The following is a 16,193-nucleotide window of genomic DNA, read 5'->3' on the forward strand; positions in this document are numbered from 1 at the left end:
ACACACTAACAGACTTCGTAAATTTACACATCAACGCTTCCTTCAACCAATTCTTTAAATTCTTTCACAATATCCAGCACTTCAAATATTTTGCCAAACTTCCCAGCAAAGCATTCAGATAGTCTAACAGATCTTTGAACAATTTTATAAATTCGGTATAGATAGTGCTTCCGAATCTCTTAAAACTATGCAGCAATGAGAATAGTCCATTATCAGGTAATTCGTAGTTGTAAAAAGTATCGATAAAATCGCGCAGCTTGTCCGATAAAGTATTCAGTAAATTAGCTTTGGCTTTCAGGCTGTAACTGGTAAATCCTACACTTTCCAATTTAGCAATTATTGTATTTTTATATTGACTGTCCCGGTAAAGATCCCAAACCCTTCTCAGTGCATCCTTAGATTCTTCCCAAGCTTCTCGGAACATTTTTGCCGTTAAATCACCGATGCGTTGACGGCCAACCCAATCTGCAAAATTAAATGGCTCATATACCAGATTTTCAAAAAAACCATCAAGAGATTCAAGAAAACTCCAGACAACATTATCATCCCCATCAAGAGTCAGGTCAAAACGAGGTAAATTATATTTTGCCATTTTAGTGGTGTTTAAAAGTGAAAATTATCGTCAGCCCTGAAAGTTGGATAAGTTTTTTCGGAAACGAATTTAAAGGAAAATAGCAGCTTGCTCAAGAGAACTTATTTTTCGGTATCTGTCTGATTATTCGGTACTTAAATAAGTATTGATATTGGATTGTTCCGTCCGATTTGGGAAAATAGATATACAATTTGCTGATGGTGAAGGTCAGGAATGGTTTCAAATTATATTCCTAAGGCTGCCAGTCAACCAGGCATACATTTTACACAACGTCACGAAAATCACTTCATCAACAACTAAAAAAGATCATGGAAAAGACAAAAAAAGAAACCGGGGCCAAAAAGAAAACAGGTACCAAAAAGAATAAACTGGGTGTGAAAAATTCGTTGGTCAATAATATTAATGCAAAAAAGAAAAAAGGAGAATCGCATAGTAAAAAAGACTCCACGGTGTCGAAGGAGAATTATGAGGACATGGAAAAAAACTGGGATAAAAAAGAAAAATAGCCATGGCAGAATTTAAAATATCCAAAGCTACGGCGAAAGGAAAAACATGGAAAGCGGTGGGGACGAATCCTAAAACAGGAAAAAAATCTACGATTCAAGGCGGGCAGGAGGGGACTCCGGTGGGAGATAAAAATCCAAAAAGCGAGAAATCTTTCGATGCGCGTCATGACGCAACGGGTATGACGCCGAAAAAATATATCAACAAATTGCGTTGGGATAATAAGGCTGAGATTGGCACGACGGTTGATATTCCGGACAAGCTTTTTAAGGAGACGAAGAAGAAAAGTGAAAGTTAATGAAATATATAAGCCGGATAACAGAGTGACTTTTCTCTGATATCCGGCTTGAAAATAATTTATAGATATGTCTTCCCTAAATCCTGACCAGCGAAACCTGATAATCCAGAAGTTGCTTTTTGGCAATGAAATGTGTTTTGGACAAAACCGTTTGATAGTTTTTAATTGTGTTAAATAAAACGCTCAGTTCCTCCTGCTTATAGGACTGATCGTAAAAGAAAATATAAAAACCGGAAAGATAATCTTCGAAATTAGCCTTGATTTCTTCTGTAAGGCTCGCCCTAAATCTCTCTTCCGTAAGCATGAATTTTATTTCTTTTTTAAATTCAGTTTCAGCTTCTTTCAATATTTTGAGGTTTTCCGAGATAACTTCAATTGGCGTAGTCTGAAAGATGAAATTAGAGGTATTCAGCATTTTAATATAAATACCGAACTTATCATCAAAGGATTGATCAATATTGAAAAAAGATTGATATAGTCCTTTAAGAACATCTTCTTTTCCCTGTTGTTCAGCTAACTGTAAAAAATATTTGTAAATGTTGCTATCATTTCTGGAAATTGAATCTTTCACTTCAACCACTTTGCTTTCAAGCTCTGTGATAAGTGCCGGACAGTCGGTCGGAGAATATTTGATTCCGTCGTAGTCAAAAGATTTAATGCCCGAATTTCCTTCTGATATCTGGCGAAGATTATTTATATCACCTTCCAGGCTGACCAAGGTGTAAACTTCATCTACGGACTCGTTGCTGAATAGTGTTTTTAAATCGAAAACCCGGTCTGAAGGTAACAGACTATTCTGGTCATCATCAGGCGCGGAAGGATTTTTATAGTCATAATAAGAATTATAAATTTCATCAAAAGAATTGTCTCTTTGCTCTTCCAGGAAATCATTAATGAATTCCTCTCCCGATTGAACGACCGTATCGGTTGAATACTGGATTGATGAAAATAACTTGTCTGTCAGACTTTTTTGCAAGTCGGCCATATTGGTAAAAAGTGCCGAAGCGGGTTTTGTATCATAATTTCGGGTTTCCAGATTCAGTTTTTCAAGCTGATGGATTCTGTCTTCGGTACTGGGATGAGAAGCCCACTGATTGGTAATGACAAGTTTTGATTTATTATAACGGCTCAGATGATCCTGGCTTACCTGAGGAAGATTATTTTCAAACGGTAATTTATTTTTCTCTGCCAAAAATTTCATTACATATTCCTGCTGCGGATATATGTTTTGCGATGTTACCGCATCGTTGATCTTCGACTGATAATAATTTAAAACAGCATTGTAAGATTGATCGGCCAGGTCCATACGTAACAGGGAATTGATCAGCGGACGTGAGCCTGCCACGTGAGCGGCCACTTCGTCAGCGTGAAATTCCATTTCCCGCGACAAACTCATGTAGCTGAGATTAAGGACATCATATACCTTTTTTAAAATCCACTGAATTCCCTGAACAATTTTTACGGCAAAAGTGACAAATATCATTATAATATTACCTCCGCTTGCCCATTTTTGAGCCAGGCTGTCATAAGATTCATTGTCATATAGCATGTTGTAAATGATCTGGTTCATGTTGTAGACATAACTTCCGACTTTCATAGTTCGTTGTGAAAAATGCCCGAATTCATGCGCCAGGATAGCTTTTAATTCAATCACAGAAACTGTATTAACAAGTCCCACGCCGATTTGAAGGTTTTTCTTGACCGGCAAAAACATACTCCAGAAACTTGAATCATAAAATACGGAGGCATTTACATCAGTTGACAGATATACTTTTTTAGGAAAATCAGTCTGGACTTCTTTCACGATATCTTCAATCATCCGGAACAACGCAGGTTCTTCATTACGTGTGATTTCAGTCAGATGCGACAGGTCCGTTACATGCCTTTTAAAGATAAACTTGACCAGAAATATCAGGATTAAAATGCCCATACTAACCAGTCCAATGGACAGCATGATTGTAATTGAATTTATTTTGCTCGAGACAAGTGCAAATCCGAGGATGCCGCAAAGGATTGTCAGCGCGACGGCAAGAATGACAAGGACAAAATAGGTTACAATAAAAAGGACAATAGAACCTATCGCCTTTAAGGTCATTTTTTTAAAATTTTCAGATACTTTAATCTGCTGCATATTTCCGGGAAGGTTTAAAAACGAGATAATCAGATGCTGGCCAAAACATACATCAGGCTATTGCTTTCTTAAAACCGGAAATGTATTGAATTTACTGATAAATGTATCTTGAAGACACAAAAATAATAACGGAAATTAATTTCTCCGTTCAATAACTGCTAAGCCTGGTAATAGTCATTCCCATAACTTTTTTGTAAATTTTATATCTGATCAGACATTGAAAAATGAATATAACTTATTGTTTATCAGTATTTTTAAATCTTTTTGCATATGAAAAGGGAAAACTTTATCACGGCATTGCTTGTATTATTTACTGCACCGTCCATCGCCTGGAATAACATTGCAAAAGTCTTTTCCAGAAATGAAAAGGGCTTTAAAATTTCCAAGGGAGAAGGAAGAATTCACGGACATATTCAGCTGAAAGGCGTAAATGCCAACGTGATTGATGTCAAAATTTCAGGCAGTGATACTAATGGAGATCTGGCAATTTTTGAACAAACATCGCTCTCGCAAGGCAGAGGTACACCATTGCACGTGCATCCATTACAGGACGAAATTTTTTACGTAATCGATGGTTCCTACATTTTCAAAGTTGGAGAAGACAAATACGATTTGAAAACAGGCGACAGCATATTTCTGCCCCGGAAAGTCCCTCACGCCTGGACGCAGGTTTCAGAAAAAGGTAAAATGCTGGTCGTATTACAACCTGCTGGCAAGCTTGAAAACTTTTTCGTCACCATGGCTGGGGTGGATCATGTGCCTGCGCAGGAGGAAATTGCAAAGATATTTGGTGAGAATGAAATGCAGGTTGTTGGGCCGGGGTTGAAGGTTGATTGATAAATTTAGATATACTTAATAACATGGAACAAGATCCGGAAGACAGAATGTTTGAATATCTATTGGTGTTTAATATTCCCAAAGGAGGATTTTATGATAAGGCAGTTTCTCTTAATATGCGTATTCAAGAGCAATCTGTTTTGGAGAGAGATAAAAGGTATTATCCTCATTTAACCGCAATTTTAACCTGTCTTAATGAATCGAAAGAAAGTCAGTTTATTCGATTTTTAAGAGATGTTACCGATTCTATTTCTCCTTTTAATGTCACACTTTCTGGCATTAAAGGTTTTGACTACAATTCAGTAATTTATGTTGATATAGAGGATAAAAAGCCTGTTAAAGCAATTGTTGAAAAACTAAAAACCAAGCTGAATGGCATAGTCAAACCCTACAAAAGTGTAAAATATAATCGAACTTTTGAGCCTCGCTTTATGAAAGATGACCTTCATATAACGATAGAGAAGCATCTGGAAAAAATACTTTATGATTGCTTCTTGACCCTATTAAAATCTGAAAATCACACTTTCGAAAACTTTATGATTGAGCAAATGATTCTTTTTAAAAAACCACTAGGTCCATATAAGAATCAAAAAATAGCTGTTTTTAAATTTTTAGGAAAATCTGGGGACGAATATATTCAAGGTTCGTTATTTGATCGGTGAGAGAAATAAATTTAAATAACCAAAGTTGGTTATTTGCCAACTTTTATTATTTTTGCTTATAGTATCATGTTATGAAAATCTTAATAATTAATTCAGCAGAAAACCGCGGAATACATAATAAGAGGTTTTTAATACATGATCATACTATATTCTCGTAAACTGGACAAATTTGCAATCAGACATGCAGATTCAGGTAAAAGTCTGAGAGTCTGGATATCCGTGGTTGAAAAAGCGAAGTGGAAGAAGAATCTGGATGTTTTACAGGACTTTCCGAAAGCAAAAATTATCAGAGGTAATAGGGCACGGTTCAAAATTGTTGGAAATAAGTATCGTCTTATTGTTGAGGTTGATTATGACGATGAAATTGTAGAGGTAAGGTTCATTGGCACCCATTCCGAGTATGACCTTATTAATGCAGAAACCATTTAATTCTATTGACGTTTAAAGCTAAAAAAATGACAAACTCTCAATGGTTTCTGCTGGAAACCGAACAAGAATATGACAAAGCCCTTGCGCGGTATGAAGAAGTAAAACGTGCGCCTAAAAATTCTGATGATTACAAAGAGAAACTTCTTTTGGTACACCTTATATCTGAATTTGAAAAAGAAAACCGTAGTTTGCCGGAAGTTGATCCTATTGAATTGATTAAAATAAGAATGGCTGATTTTGGTTTTAAATCGACCGATCTTGCCAATGAGTATGGCGATAAAGGGACTGTAAGTAAGGTGTTAAACTATAAGCAGGCTCTCTCGCTGACCATGATCAGGAAATTCAGCAAGCTACTGCACATACCGGCAGATGCGTTGATTAAAGAATATGATTTGATCGCCTAGTTTAGGAACAAGAATCAATTGAAACCATTCCGAAAACTCACGAGACTAAATCCTGTGAGTTTTCAGAAAGTAATATCTTTAAACCGTCTGATCATCAACCGTTCCAGTCGGTCCATTTTTCTTCACTGATTCTATTCCGTTATCTCTTCCCGATGTGCTTTCGTACATTTCACTGCTGCCGATAATCTGGCCGTTAGTAGCTTTTAGACTAAAAAAAAACTTACCATTTGAGGAAGTTTTTTTCTCGTAGCGTGCATCATCGGGTGAATTTTTTCTTACCGATTCAATGCCGTTTTCACACGAACTTTTGGCAACATATCCCTCGCTGGCTAAAATCACCTGTCCATTATCTGCTTTAAGATTAAACTGAAACTCACCATTTGAGCGCTTGGTTATCACATATTTACCCATAAACAAATATTTAAAAGTGGAGAATTATTTTTACGGTGGTAAGTAAACGTTTTGGTTTAAAATATCCAAATCTGATTCTAAATTTGAATATTTAAGACGATTATACATTGTCGCGAATTATATCAACACATACTTTTGCGATCACCTTTCAGTAATCATACAAAATTTCGTTCTTTACATAAATCTGAAAGCCTGTGCGGCCAGCCGACCGCCGAAAGCTGATAGCTAAACATGACCGACCTCGAACAATATCTCCATTCCTATTTCACCTTTGATCAGGATGACCTTGTGAAAGTGTCCATGCTGTTCAGGAAAAAGACTTTGAATAAAGGTGATTATTTCCTGAAAGCTGGCAAGCAGTGTAATCAGCTGTGTTTTATCCAGTCGGGGATGTTGCGGGTTTATGCCGATATTGATGGGAAGGAAGTCACACAATGGATATCAACCAAAGGTTATTTTGTAGCGGATTTGTCCAGTTTGCTGTTTCAAACGCCGTCGCGCTGGAATATGCAGGCACTGACGAACCTGGAAATATTTGTGATCGAACGCGCGGAATATAATAGGTTAGGGGAAATTATTCCGAAATGGCCGGAGACGGAAAAGTTGTTCCTTGCGCATTGTTTCACGATGATGGAAGACCGTATTTTTTCATTTATCTCGATGACAGCCGAGGAGCGTTATCAGTTTTTCTTTGAAAAAAACCGCGAGTTATTCAATCAGGTACCTTTGCAATACATCGCCTCCATGCTCGGTATGACGCCCGAAACCATCAGCCGTATCCGGAGAAAGCAGTTGCAGTGAGCCCGTAACACAAACTTCCCAAATTTTTAAAATTTCCATCCAAATCCGTTTTCTTGATTTTTGTCAAGTAGCTTGGCGTGGGCGACCGGTACTTTTGTCATGTACCAAACCAAGTCAGAAATCATGTTTTTAGGACATTATGGTCTCGCCTTTGCCGCGAAGAAAATAGCACCCAAAGTTTCGCTTACCATGCTTTTTGTAGCCGTGGAATTTGTGGATATCCTGTGGCCATTTTTATTGCTGTTCAATATTGAAACCGTGAAAATACATCCCGGTTTCACCGAAGTGACACCTTTCGAGTTCGTCCATTACCCCTATACGCACAGCCTTTTTATGGGAATTATCTGGGGGCTTATCGTTGGAGGCGGCTACTGGTTTTTCAAAAAGGATGTCAAAAGTGCTGTTATTGTTGGTCTCGCGGTGTTGAGCCACTGGTTTCTGGACGTTGTTGTCCACATCCCGGATTTGCCCCTGACGCCTTTTGGCGATTTCAAAGTTGGGATGGGTTTATGGAATTACAAGATGATCACCGTATTGCTGGAAAGTATTATCTTTTTCGGCGGCGTTTATATTTATGCAATAAGCACGAAAGCCATCAACGCGCAAGGTACCTGGGGATTATGGATCATGACCGGCTTTTTCGTTCTGGCCAACGCCTACAATATGTTCGGCCCGCCACCAGAAGATAATATCATGATGTTGTTTGTTTCATTTGTGGTTTTGCAGGTGATTGTGCTGGGGTTGGCTTGGTGGGTTGATCGGAACAGGGTTGGAAAGTGAGGTTTGATAAGGAGGTTTAGTAGTTTGAATCTATGTGGTTTTGATTGATTTAATTTAGTCATTTAGCCTTTTTTTAAATTATACTCCGCATCTGCAAACACGAGCCGTTCCGAAGGAACGGTTACCCGGAAATTAAATTTACTTCCTACCAATGAAATGTTCCTACCTGAACAGAAATCCTAATATTTCAATGTCATTGTTCCATAGGGACATTTTGTCGGTAGGAGTTAGGATATGTAGATGTGGTTTCGTTCCGTAGGAACGTTTCGTGAAATTCCAAGTGACAACCATATTGAGCCACCGGTTTCTGGAATTATAAACTGATCACCGTATTACTGGAAAGTATTATCTTTTTCTGCGGCGTTTATATTTATGCAAAAAGCACAAGAGCCATCACCGCCCAGGGCACCTGGGGATTGTGGATCATGACCGGCTTTTTCCTTCTGGCCAACGCCTACAACATGTTCGGCCCACCACCGGAAGATAATATCATGATGTTGTTTGTTTCGTTTGTGGTTTTGCAGGTGATTGTGGATTGTGCTTGGGTTAGCTCGGTGGGTTGATGGGAATAGGAGTGGAAAGTAAGGTTTGACAGAGAGGTTGATCAGTTTGAATTTACGTAGTTTTTGATTGATTAAATTTAGTCATTGAGCATTTTTTTAGATTATACTTCGCATCAGCAAACACGAGCCGTTCCGAAGGAACGGTTACCCGGAAATTTAATTCACTTCCTACCAACGAAATGTTCCTACCGGAACAGAAATACCTAATATTTCAATGTCATTGTTCCATAGGGACATTTTGTCGGTAGGAGTTGGGATATGTAGATGTGGTTTCGTTCCGTAGGAACGTTTCGTGAAATTCCCAGTGACAACCGTATTAAGCCACTGGTTTCTGGAATTACAAGATGATCACCGTATTGCTGGAAAGTATTATTTTTTTCGGCGGCGTTTATATTTATGCAAAAAATACGAAAGCCATCAACGCGCAAGGCCGCAATATACCGGAGTTGTTTACCATTAACTTTTACAAATTCAACAATTCAGTATGGTAAATCGCGGCTGGTTCCTGAATTAAAGCCGGAATTTCTGCAACAAGCTTTTTGATGTAAGGCTGCTGATCATGCAGGTCCAGACCTTCCTGGCTTTCCCAAATTTCGTGAAAAATGAAAATTTCGGGATTTTTTGTACCGTGGTGCAGGTCATATTGCAGACAGGCTTTTTCTTCTCTTGATTTTTCAACCAGGTTCAAAAGCATGGCACGTACGTCTTCGATATGCTCAGGTTTGCTTTTAAAAACTACTGTTAAATTGATTTGCATGGAATATCTGACTTATAATAATTTGATTTTATCTCTCTTATGAAACAGCAAATAAGCTAAAATCAATGGGAAAAAAGTAAAAAAGCCGAAACCATTTTTCACCGCACCGTACACGCTAATGCCTATACAGATGCCAATAAGGAATGCATTGATCAATTTAGTGTTTTTTATCTTTTTTTGCTCTTTCAGAGTTTCCGCGTCGTTAGGTTGGTTTTGTTCCATATTTTCAATTTTTATGTTTTTCATAACCCCAGCTATCACTTAAATAAGCAGCAAAAAATAGCTAATTTTTTTGATTTTGCAATGACTTATCAATCATCCGATTACAGCACTAAATGCTAACAACTAATTACCAAAAGCCCCTTACTGTATTTTTTTCGGAGTCCAGATGGCTCCATTTTTCGTACTCAACTTTTCTAACTTTCCCTCAGCTGCCAGGCCGTTTAAAATATGCTCACTCTGATTTCTTTCCGTTCCTGTTATTTGTGCGTACTCGTTCGCTGTTAATGAATTGTATTTCAAAAATACGGAATTCCAATCCGTTTTATAGATCAGTTTTGTTGCAGCCGGATAAAGTTTAAGCACTACATTTTCAAGGACACCATAGGACTTCGAACCATATACGAATTCCTGTTCTCCCATGGCATTGGTAAAGATCATTGTTGGAAATCCTCTGACACCTGATTCTTTTCCAGCCTGTACATCCTCATGGAATAATATCCTTGCTTTACCCTCGTAGTCGTTTTTAAATTGTATAATGTCGAGGCCAACTTTTGTCGCAGCCACTTCCAGGTGTTCCCATCGGGTGATATTTTTCTTTTGCAAAAAGACCATTTCTCTTATCTCACGAAGAAATAAAAGGGCCTTTTCCCTGTTTTGCATCTGAGCCGCCTTAAATGCAATCGACGGTGGATAGGATGAATCGAGGGGATCTTCCAGCCAGATATCCCCGTCTATGGGCATATCATAATGCACACTAACCTCGTCCCAATGCACTGCTACGTCCGTCGGTTTGCTGATCTGCCCGCTGTTATAACTCCAGTCTTTGAGCAAACCGCCCATTTTATATTCAGTTTCAAAATCATTGCCGTATGTTAACTTCAGCTTTCGCAATTGCGGTTCAATTCCCCAGCAGGAGGAACAAATCGGGTCTGTATAATACAGTATGCTTATGGGTTTTTTAATAACTTTTGATGTTTCAAGGGCTGTGGTGTCCTTTTGATCAACGGCAACTTCACAAAGACCGCTTTCAATGTCACATAATAAAGGATTTATTTGTTCTTGCATTTTCGTTTTGTTTAAAGCCTGGTCACTGAAATTTTCCATGTGGAAACTGTGATTGGTAAGTTACTTTTACCGGCAGTCGATTACCCAACACAGTTTATTTTTATCTTTGGGTAAAGTTGAGGACTTAATTTTGAGTGCGCAATAAGTCAGATATTTATGACTACTAAAAACGAATTGGTAACCAATGAAACTTGTCCTGCCCAGGCACTTTTAAAGTCGCTTTCCGGGAAATGGAAGCCTGAAATATTTCGCCTGGCTGTGGACGGTACCTTGCGTTTCAGCAGCCTGCTTCGCCAGATTGAAGGCGCTAACAAACAAACACTGGCCGTTGCCTTAAAAGAGCTGGAAGTCGTTGGACTGCTGCAAAAAAATGTGATCAAACAAAAACCTTTGCACATTGAATACGTACTGACCGAAAAAGGACAGTCGCTAATTCCTGTCTTTCAGCAGCTGGAACGGTTTGGTCAGAGTGAAATCGGATAGAAGAATATCGTGTTCATAAATATCGTAACCATAAGTAAAAGGCTGGATTGCAGTCAGGTGTTTTGCGCCAACTATAATCCTTGATTTCAGGAAATTGCTGCGGTTGGGTTGATTTGGAAGTGTGTCTTGGTGGGGTTTAGATATATGCCGAAAGCACGAATTACCATGCATATCTGAAATTAGTAGTTGGCAGATTAAATTTCCCCTGATCGATCAGCATAGTTTCACCCGTTTTTGCTTTTAATTTCCCACTGAAAGTTCCTTTCATATTTGCCGAGTCCAACTTCGTAATCGTTATTGTTGATTCTTCATCCGTTGAATATAATTCATATTCATTTAACGCGCCTTTTGGCAATGACATGTGAATAATCACTTTTTGTCTTCGGTCTCCGTCGATAGTGACATAAGAATCAGGATTATCTTTTTCATATTTGAAAACAGATGGTTTAATCTCTGTTTTAGATCTAAGGCTAATTGTTATTCCAGGATAGGGAGTGTAGAAATTCTTAAAAATTAAAATACTACTGGAATACAGAGAGTCAGTTAAGTTATTGTATCTGCTAAAAACTGCGCTTGCACTACCTTCATCTTTACCAAATTTGTCAAATAAATATTCTTTTCCATTTGCGTTAAATTTTACGTAAAAGTCTGGTATTTCCTCGGGTTCAGGGTTGCTCTTTTTCGAACAGGAAACCAGTAAAAGGCAGATGAAAATGGTTGTGAGGAGAGTTTTGTACATCTGAAATTGATAGAGTAAGTTTAATCTTCAATGGGGCCGTCAATATCTAAAATAGAACGATTAGCAAATATACCTATCGAATTATCAAATTAATGTGGTTCCCAGATTACACTTAGTATCGGCAAATACAAGCTGTTCCTAAGGAACGGTACCCAAAAATTGAAACTAACTTCCTACCAACAAGATGTTCCTAATGGAACAAAACGCCTGAATATTCCAACGTCATTGTCCCATCGGGACATTTCGTTGGTAGAAGCCGGGAGAGATCGATGTGGTTTTCGTTCCGTAGGAACGTTTCGTAAAATTCCCTTTGACAGCCGTATTGAGCCACTGGTTTCTGGACGTTATAGTCCACATCCCGGTTTTGCCTCTGACGCCTTTTGGTGATTTCAAAGTCGGGATGGGTTTATGGAATTATAAGATGATCACCGTATTGCTGGAAAGTATTATCTTTTTCGGCGGCGTTTATATCTATGCAAAAGCACGAAAGCCATCAACGCGCAAGGTACCTGGGGATTGTGGATCATGACCGGCTTTTTCATTCTGGCCAACGCCTACAACCTATTCGGCCCGCCACCGGAAGATAATATCATGATTTTGTTTGTTTCGTTTGTGGTTTTGCAGGTGATTGTACTGGGGTTGGCTTGGTGGGTTGATAGGAATAGGGTTGGGGTTGAGGAGTGAGATAGAATTCGAGGAAATTATCCTTTTATAGTTAGTATACGTTTTAATATATTTATTTGCTAATTTGAATTTGATTACAAAATATGTTGTCCACAGTTGTGTCAACTATTAGTCACTATTGTTACTTAAATCTTTAACGTGGTTATCAATTCCGATCTCATACCAGTCGTAATTATCATATTCTGAAAAATTTGCTTTAATGTTTAGACTAAAAGATGTCAATCGGATTCTCAAGCTTTCAGATTCTTTTTCTTTTTCACTTACAAAGTCATGTGCATGAGAATATGATTTTAGGTCATCTATATCTTCTTCAATTTTGTCATTTAGTAAACCACTAAAATGTTCATCAAAATCATTATTGCTATAATTTCTAAAAAAGTTTTCGATATCATACCCAATTTTTTGTTCAATTATTAGTAGCAGATCAATAGCATCATCAATTTGATTGTCTGATAGAATTAATGGAGGGAATATATAGTTACCAAGTTCCTTTATCTGCTTCAAAAGGCTTATTGATTCAATATTTCTTAAAAATGATCTGAAATAAAAACCTAAATCGTCATCGGTTCTCAAAACTGACCAATCCGTGACATTTCGTATTAGTTCACTTATAATAGAGTAAGAATCATCAAAATAATTATTTACAAATATTGCTAATGTTATGCAATCACTATTCTTTGTATTAGGTTTAATAAAAGTAAACGATTCACTAATAAGCCTAAACTTAAGTCTGTCCGAAATATGATTTTTAAAACGAGTATTACTTAGAGTGAATAATCTATTTGTTAGTTGAGATAAATATGTTGCTGACTCACTAATCCGTAGTACCTCGTCCAAATTATTTTGTAAACAACTTGTCATAAAATCTGATAAGGAGTAGTTCAAAAATTGGCAGTAGCAATAGTCATCTTGATCCATAATAATAAATCCCCCTTCTAATCGGGTTATAGACAATTTAAAAGCATTAATGGGCCGAACAAAATTATTAAATTCAGACTCATAATTTAGACGAGAGATAAATGCGTTTTCCAATTCTTCAAAACGAACACTATCTCCGAAACTAGCCATAGTATTTAATAGCAAACGATCGATTTCATTTATTTGCTGCTCATAAGCGTGTCGCCAAATTTCGTCTGGCTTGTCAAAATTATTTTTAATAAATTTCTCAAAGGATTCAGGGGTCTCAGCGGTAATCGTTTCAGAGGAAGTTATAAATTCCACCGAACGTGGAGAAAAATTTCTATGATTAACTACGAAATTTTTGATGTCTGTTTTGTGTAAAACTTCTTTTAATTGATTGCTAATTTTCGATTCTTCAATGTGATTTGTAAGAAGCTGAAATTTATTTTCGGATGTGTATTCTTCTAAATTTATTGTTCCTTCTCTGGCTTTTATGTTGAATTGCCTTAATCTTTCGGACTCTCCAACTGCGGTGTTCAATATAAATGTTCTAGTTGTAAAAATAAATTTTTTATTCTCTAAAAACGATACACGTCTGAGTATTTTAAGTAATGCAGTTTCCGAACCTTTCGCCTTTGCAATTTCATATGAAGTATGGCCAAGGAAATCATCATAGTAGAATATTTGTTTGTTGTTGTTGTCAGAAAGTGATCTTTCGACATCTTTTATATCGTCATCAATAATTACTAATTCATAATTATCTTTAATTAATTCGTAAATGAGTAATTCTGCATTTGTTGTTTTTCCTGCTCCGGGTTGCCCCGTAATAATTATAAAATTATTTTTAGTAAGAAAATTTCGGGCATTACTTAAAAATGGTGTTTCAACAAAAAGTCTTAATCTTCTTTTTAACTCTTCTTCTTTAAATATATGAGATCTATTTTTGATATTCCAATTGAGAATTTCACTCAATACCGTGGTGCTAGAAAACCATAATTTGAAATGTTCTTTTTGTATCTCAGGATACAATTCCAACATTCTGTTAAGATCCTTTGTTACCGTAAATATCTGACAAACTTTTAATGTGAGGTTTGAGAAGCATTTTTATCTCCAATACATTTTGTGGGCTTAAATCTAAGGAGGTAGCAAAAACATATTTGCTTGGGGATAATAGATCAACTTTCAACTTCTCTTTTTTTAAGTCACGCAATAACAAATTGAAATTAGATCGCCAATAATGTTTTACTTGTCCTATTATTGCATAATTATTCTTCTCAACAGAATGAAGAATATCAATTCCTTTATCTTTTCCATCTTTAAATGTCTTAAAGGTGACTTTTGAATTATTTGCTCTGCTTTTGGCATTTAGTAAATCACAAACTAATTCTTCCAGATCCGAGCTATTTAAAGTAGAAAAATCAAATTCTGCCATACTATTGATTCGTTTTTAGCTTAATTACTCAAATATGAAAAAGTAATTAATCTCTATAAAGCCAATCATCAATTCTGCAAACAATTTTTCGAAAATTTCCTAGAGCCGAACTGTCTATTGGGAATAGGTATAGTTTGAGAAGTTCATTATTGTAAAGTAATGTTGCTCATTACGATATCCTTAGTTAAATGACCAAAAGCTTCTACACATCTCTGTGTATTAACCTCATAAAATTCAGTGGGTAATTCAATTTGTGCAAACAAGGTATTGAAAATTATTGTCCTACTAATTTTCATTTCGTCAAATTTTTGTTTTGTTCCCTTTTCTATTAAGATTTTAGATATACAGTCTTCTAATGAATTTCCATTGTTGAGAGTGATGGAGCAATTTGGAAACAGAACACCGGAAGTATTATAATCATACGGTTGCAATCTTTCTAATAATTTATTCTTTGTAGTTGGTTTGATTTCTAAAAAGTTCAGATTCTGGATATACTGAATTGATTGTAAAGTGCTTTTGCCAAGTAGCTTAGTAAAGTAATGAATTGGATGGTATATTGTGTTGCTGCTTAATATTTTCTTGATATAAATTTCAGGATATTGGCAATCTTTTTTGAAAAAGACTCGTAATATTTCTGAATCTGTAATATTTACAGGTACTGATTTTTCAATATAATTACTGTTTGATTCTACATCAATCTCACCTTTGATAATATAAGCAGGAGCACCTTTTTCTGTTACAAATTCTCCTCTTTTAATCAGGTTTAGCTTATTAAGGATGGATTCATTTAAAAATAATTTAAGGCTCTGCTCACTTGATTGAATTTCACCGGTTTTAGTATTAATTAAAGCAATATTTTCATTTCCTACCTCAACAATTTTTTGAAATGTCTCAACAATCCTTTGAGTTTTTAATGTAATTTCTTCATTGATAATGCTTCTTAAGTCACTCGCAGTAATTCTAGTAGACTGAGCAGGATATCTATAAAAAATATCACCCATTTTTATTTCTCCTGTATCAACTTTGGCAATTATTGGTTTTGACTTCGCTTCCTGTATAATAAGAAAGCCGATTATTTTATTTAAATATCTTTGGGTGAAGAAACTGAATTCCAAAGTTCCATCTATCCCTAGTCTTGTAGTAGTGCTAAAATAGCTGTTATCTAGATTCTCTTGGTCATCTTTTATCCCTACTAATTCTCTATCTGGATTTATACCATAAATTAAAAATCCGCCTTTATTATTTGCAAAGGCAGTTATTGGCTTTATATATTTTTTATCGACAGTATTTGAAACAGTATGGAGTGATTGTTTAAATTCAATTTGGTCACTTTCTTCCAAATTCGTTGTTAGCAACGAAGTGCTAAAATTTAAGTTAGCTTGGAAAAGGTCTAAGATCGAGGATTTTTCTAATTTCATTACAAGAGGAGTAGTTAACTAATTAGAAGTATAAACAATACCTGTCGATGTTTATACTTCTAATTAGATTAAAGAATTAAT

At 36.4% G+C, this 16,193-nt stretch carries 20 protein-coding genes; 9 read left to right on the forward strand and 11 right to left on the reverse strand.

Going from position 1 to position 16,193, the window contains the following annotated elements; genetic code table 11:
- Nucleotides 1–64: 64 nt before the first annotated feature.
- Nucleotides 65–592 (reverse strand): hypothetical protein, encoded by a 528-nt coding sequence (locus tag IEE83_RS31685; RefSeq protein WP_194124707.1) that lies wholly within the window; start codon nt 590–592, stop codon nt 65–67.
- 308 nt (nt 593–900) lie between these two features.
- Between IEE83_RS31685 and IEE83_RS31690 the strand changes: the two genes are divergently transcribed.
- Nucleotides 901–1,098, forward strand: a complete 198-nt coding sequence (locus tag IEE83_RS31690) for a hypothetical protein (protein WP_194124708.1) — start codon at nt 901–903, stop codon at nt 1,096–1,098.
- 2 nt (nt 1,099–1,100) lie between these two features.
- Nucleotides 1,101–1,394, forward strand: coding sequence for a hypothetical protein (locus IEE83_RS31695; protein ID WP_194124709.1), 294 nt, complete (start codon nt 1,101–1,103; stop codon nt 1,392–1,394).
- Nucleotides 1,395–1,470: 76 nt separating this feature from the next.
- Here the strand turns inward: IEE83_RS31695 and IEE83_RS31700 are convergent, their stop codons facing one another.
- Entirely contained in the window at nt 1,471–3,525 is a 2,055-nt protein-coding gene (locus IEE83_RS31700; protein ID WP_194124710.1) for a M48 family metallopeptidase, read from the reverse strand.
- A gap of 270 nt (nt 3,526–3,795) precedes the next feature.
- On the opposite strand from IEE83_RS31700, the gene IEE83_RS31705 reads away from it, so the two are divergent.
- The 4 genes from IEE83_RS31705 (at nt 3,796) to IEE83_RS31720 (ending at nt 5,857) form a co-directional block, all read left to right on the forward strand.
- Nucleotides 3,796–4,362 carry a cupin domain-containing protein gene (locus tag IEE83_RS31705; RefSeq protein WP_194124711.1) on the forward strand — a complete coding sequence of 189 codons (567 nt, stop codon included), beginning with the start codon at nt 3,796–3,798 and terminating at the stop codon, nt 4,360–4,362.
- 23 nt (nt 4,363–4,385) lie between these two features.
- Nucleotides 4,386–5,024, forward strand: a complete 639-nt coding sequence (locus IEE83_RS31710; RefSeq protein ID WP_194124712.1) for a 2'-5' RNA ligase family protein — start codon at nt 4,386–4,388, stop codon at nt 5,022–5,024.
- Between the two features lie 135 nt (nt 5,025–5,159).
- A complete protein-coding gene (locus IEE83_RS31715; protein WP_194124713.1) occupies nt 5,160–5,453 on the forward strand; it encodes a type II toxin-antitoxin system HigB family toxin in 294 nt (97 codons plus the stop codon).
- Between the two features lie 26 nt (nt 5,454–5,479).
- Nucleotides 5,480–5,857, forward strand: coding sequence for a helix-turn-helix domain-containing protein (locus IEE83_RS31720; protein WP_194124714.1), 378 nt, complete (start codon nt 5,480–5,482; stop codon nt 5,855–5,857).
- A 78-nt stretch (nt 5,858–5,935) separates the two neighbouring features.
- Here IEE83_RS31720 and IEE83_RS31725 read toward each other — a convergent pair whose 3' ends face one another.
- Nucleotides 5,936–6,268, reverse strand: coding sequence for a YegP family protein (locus IEE83_RS31725; protein WP_194124715.1), 333 nt, complete (start codon nt 6,266–6,268; stop codon nt 5,936–5,938).
- A 231-nt stretch (nt 6,269–6,499) separates the two neighbouring features.
- Between IEE83_RS31725 and IEE83_RS31730 the strand changes: the two genes are divergently transcribed.
- Together IEE83_RS31730 and IEE83_RS31735 are read left to right on the forward strand one after the other, a co-directional pair.
- Complete coding sequence (locus IEE83_RS31730; RefSeq protein WP_194124716.1) at nt 6,500–7,069, forward strand: Crp/Fnr family transcriptional regulator; 570 nt, start codon at nt 6,500–6,502, stop codon at nt 7,067–7,069.
- 60 nt (nt 7,070–7,129) lie between these two features.
- On the forward strand, nt 7,130–7,849 hold the full coding sequence (locus IEE83_RS31735) for a hypothetical protein (protein WP_228102159.1): 720 nt from the start codon (nt 7,130–7,132) through the stop codon (nt 7,847–7,849).
- Between the two features lie 1,026 nt (nt 7,850–8,875).
- Here the strand turns inward: IEE83_RS31735 and IEE83_RS31740 are convergent.
- The 3 genes from IEE83_RS31740 to IEE83_RS31750 form a co-directional block, all read right to left on the reverse strand.
- Complete coding sequence (locus IEE83_RS31740) at nt 8,876–9,169, reverse strand: putative quinol monooxygenase (RefSeq protein ID WP_137338544.1); 294 nt, start codon at nt 9,167–9,169, stop codon at nt 8,876–8,878.
- Between the two features lie 12 nt (nt 9,170–9,181).
- Nucleotides 9,182–9,415, reverse strand: a complete 234-nt coding sequence (locus IEE83_RS31745; protein ID WP_194124717.1) for a hypothetical protein — start codon at nt 9,413–9,415, stop codon at nt 9,182–9,184.
- A gap of 117 nt (nt 9,416–9,532) precedes the next feature.
- On the reverse strand, nt 9,533–10,456 hold the full coding sequence (locus tag IEE83_RS31750) for a DsbA family protein (RefSeq protein ID WP_194124718.1): 924 nt from the start codon (nt 10,454–10,456) through the stop codon (nt 9,533–9,535).
- 156 nt (nt 10,457–10,612) lie between these two features.
- Here IEE83_RS31750 and IEE83_RS31755 point away from each other — a divergent pair, with 156 nt between their 5' ends.
- Nucleotides 10,613–10,939, forward strand: coding sequence for a winged helix-turn-helix transcriptional regulator (locus tag IEE83_RS31755; RefSeq protein ID WP_194124719.1), 327 nt, complete (start codon nt 10,613–10,615; stop codon nt 10,937–10,939).
- A gap of 160 nt (nt 10,940–11,099) precedes the next feature.
- Here the strand turns inward: IEE83_RS31755 and IEE83_RS31760 are convergent, their stop codons facing one another.
- From IEE83_RS31760 to IEE83_RS31780, 5 genes are all read right to left on the reverse strand, one after another.
- The gene (locus tag IEE83_RS31760; protein ID WP_194124720.1) at nt 11,100–11,678 is read right to left on the reverse strand and encodes a hypothetical protein; all 579 of its coding nucleotides are present in this window, start codon (nt 11,676–11,678) and stop codon (nt 11,100–11,102) included.
- 222 nt (nt 11,679–11,900) lie between these two features.
- Complete coding sequence (locus tag IEE83_RS31765; protein WP_194124721.1) at nt 11,901–12,071, reverse strand: hypothetical protein; 171 nt, start codon at nt 12,069–12,071, stop codon at nt 11,901–11,903.
- A gap of 399 nt (nt 12,072–12,470) precedes the next feature.
- The gene (locus IEE83_RS31770) at nt 12,471–14,300 is read right to left on the reverse strand and encodes an ATP-binding protein (protein ID WP_194124722.1); all 1,830 of its coding nucleotides are present in this window, start codon (nt 14,298–14,300) and stop codon (nt 12,471–12,473) included.
- Nucleotides 14,301–14,304: 4 nt separating this feature from the next.
- Entirely contained in the window at nt 14,305–14,694 is a 390-nt protein-coding gene (locus IEE83_RS31775) for a hypothetical protein (protein WP_194124723.1), read from the reverse strand.
- Between the two features lie 146 nt (nt 14,695–14,840).
- On the reverse strand, nt 14,841–16,112 hold the full coding sequence (locus tag IEE83_RS31780; protein ID WP_194124724.1) for an ATP-binding protein: 1,272 nt from the start codon (nt 16,110–16,112) through the stop codon (nt 14,841–14,843).
- Nucleotides 16,113–16,193 lie beyond the last annotated feature (81 nt).

It is taken from the genome of Dyadobacter subterraneus (assembly GCF_015221875.1).
In the GTDB taxonomy this organism is placed as follows: domain Bacteria; phylum Bacteroidota; class Bacteroidia; order Cytophagales; family Spirosomataceae; genus Dyadobacter; species Dyadobacter subterraneus.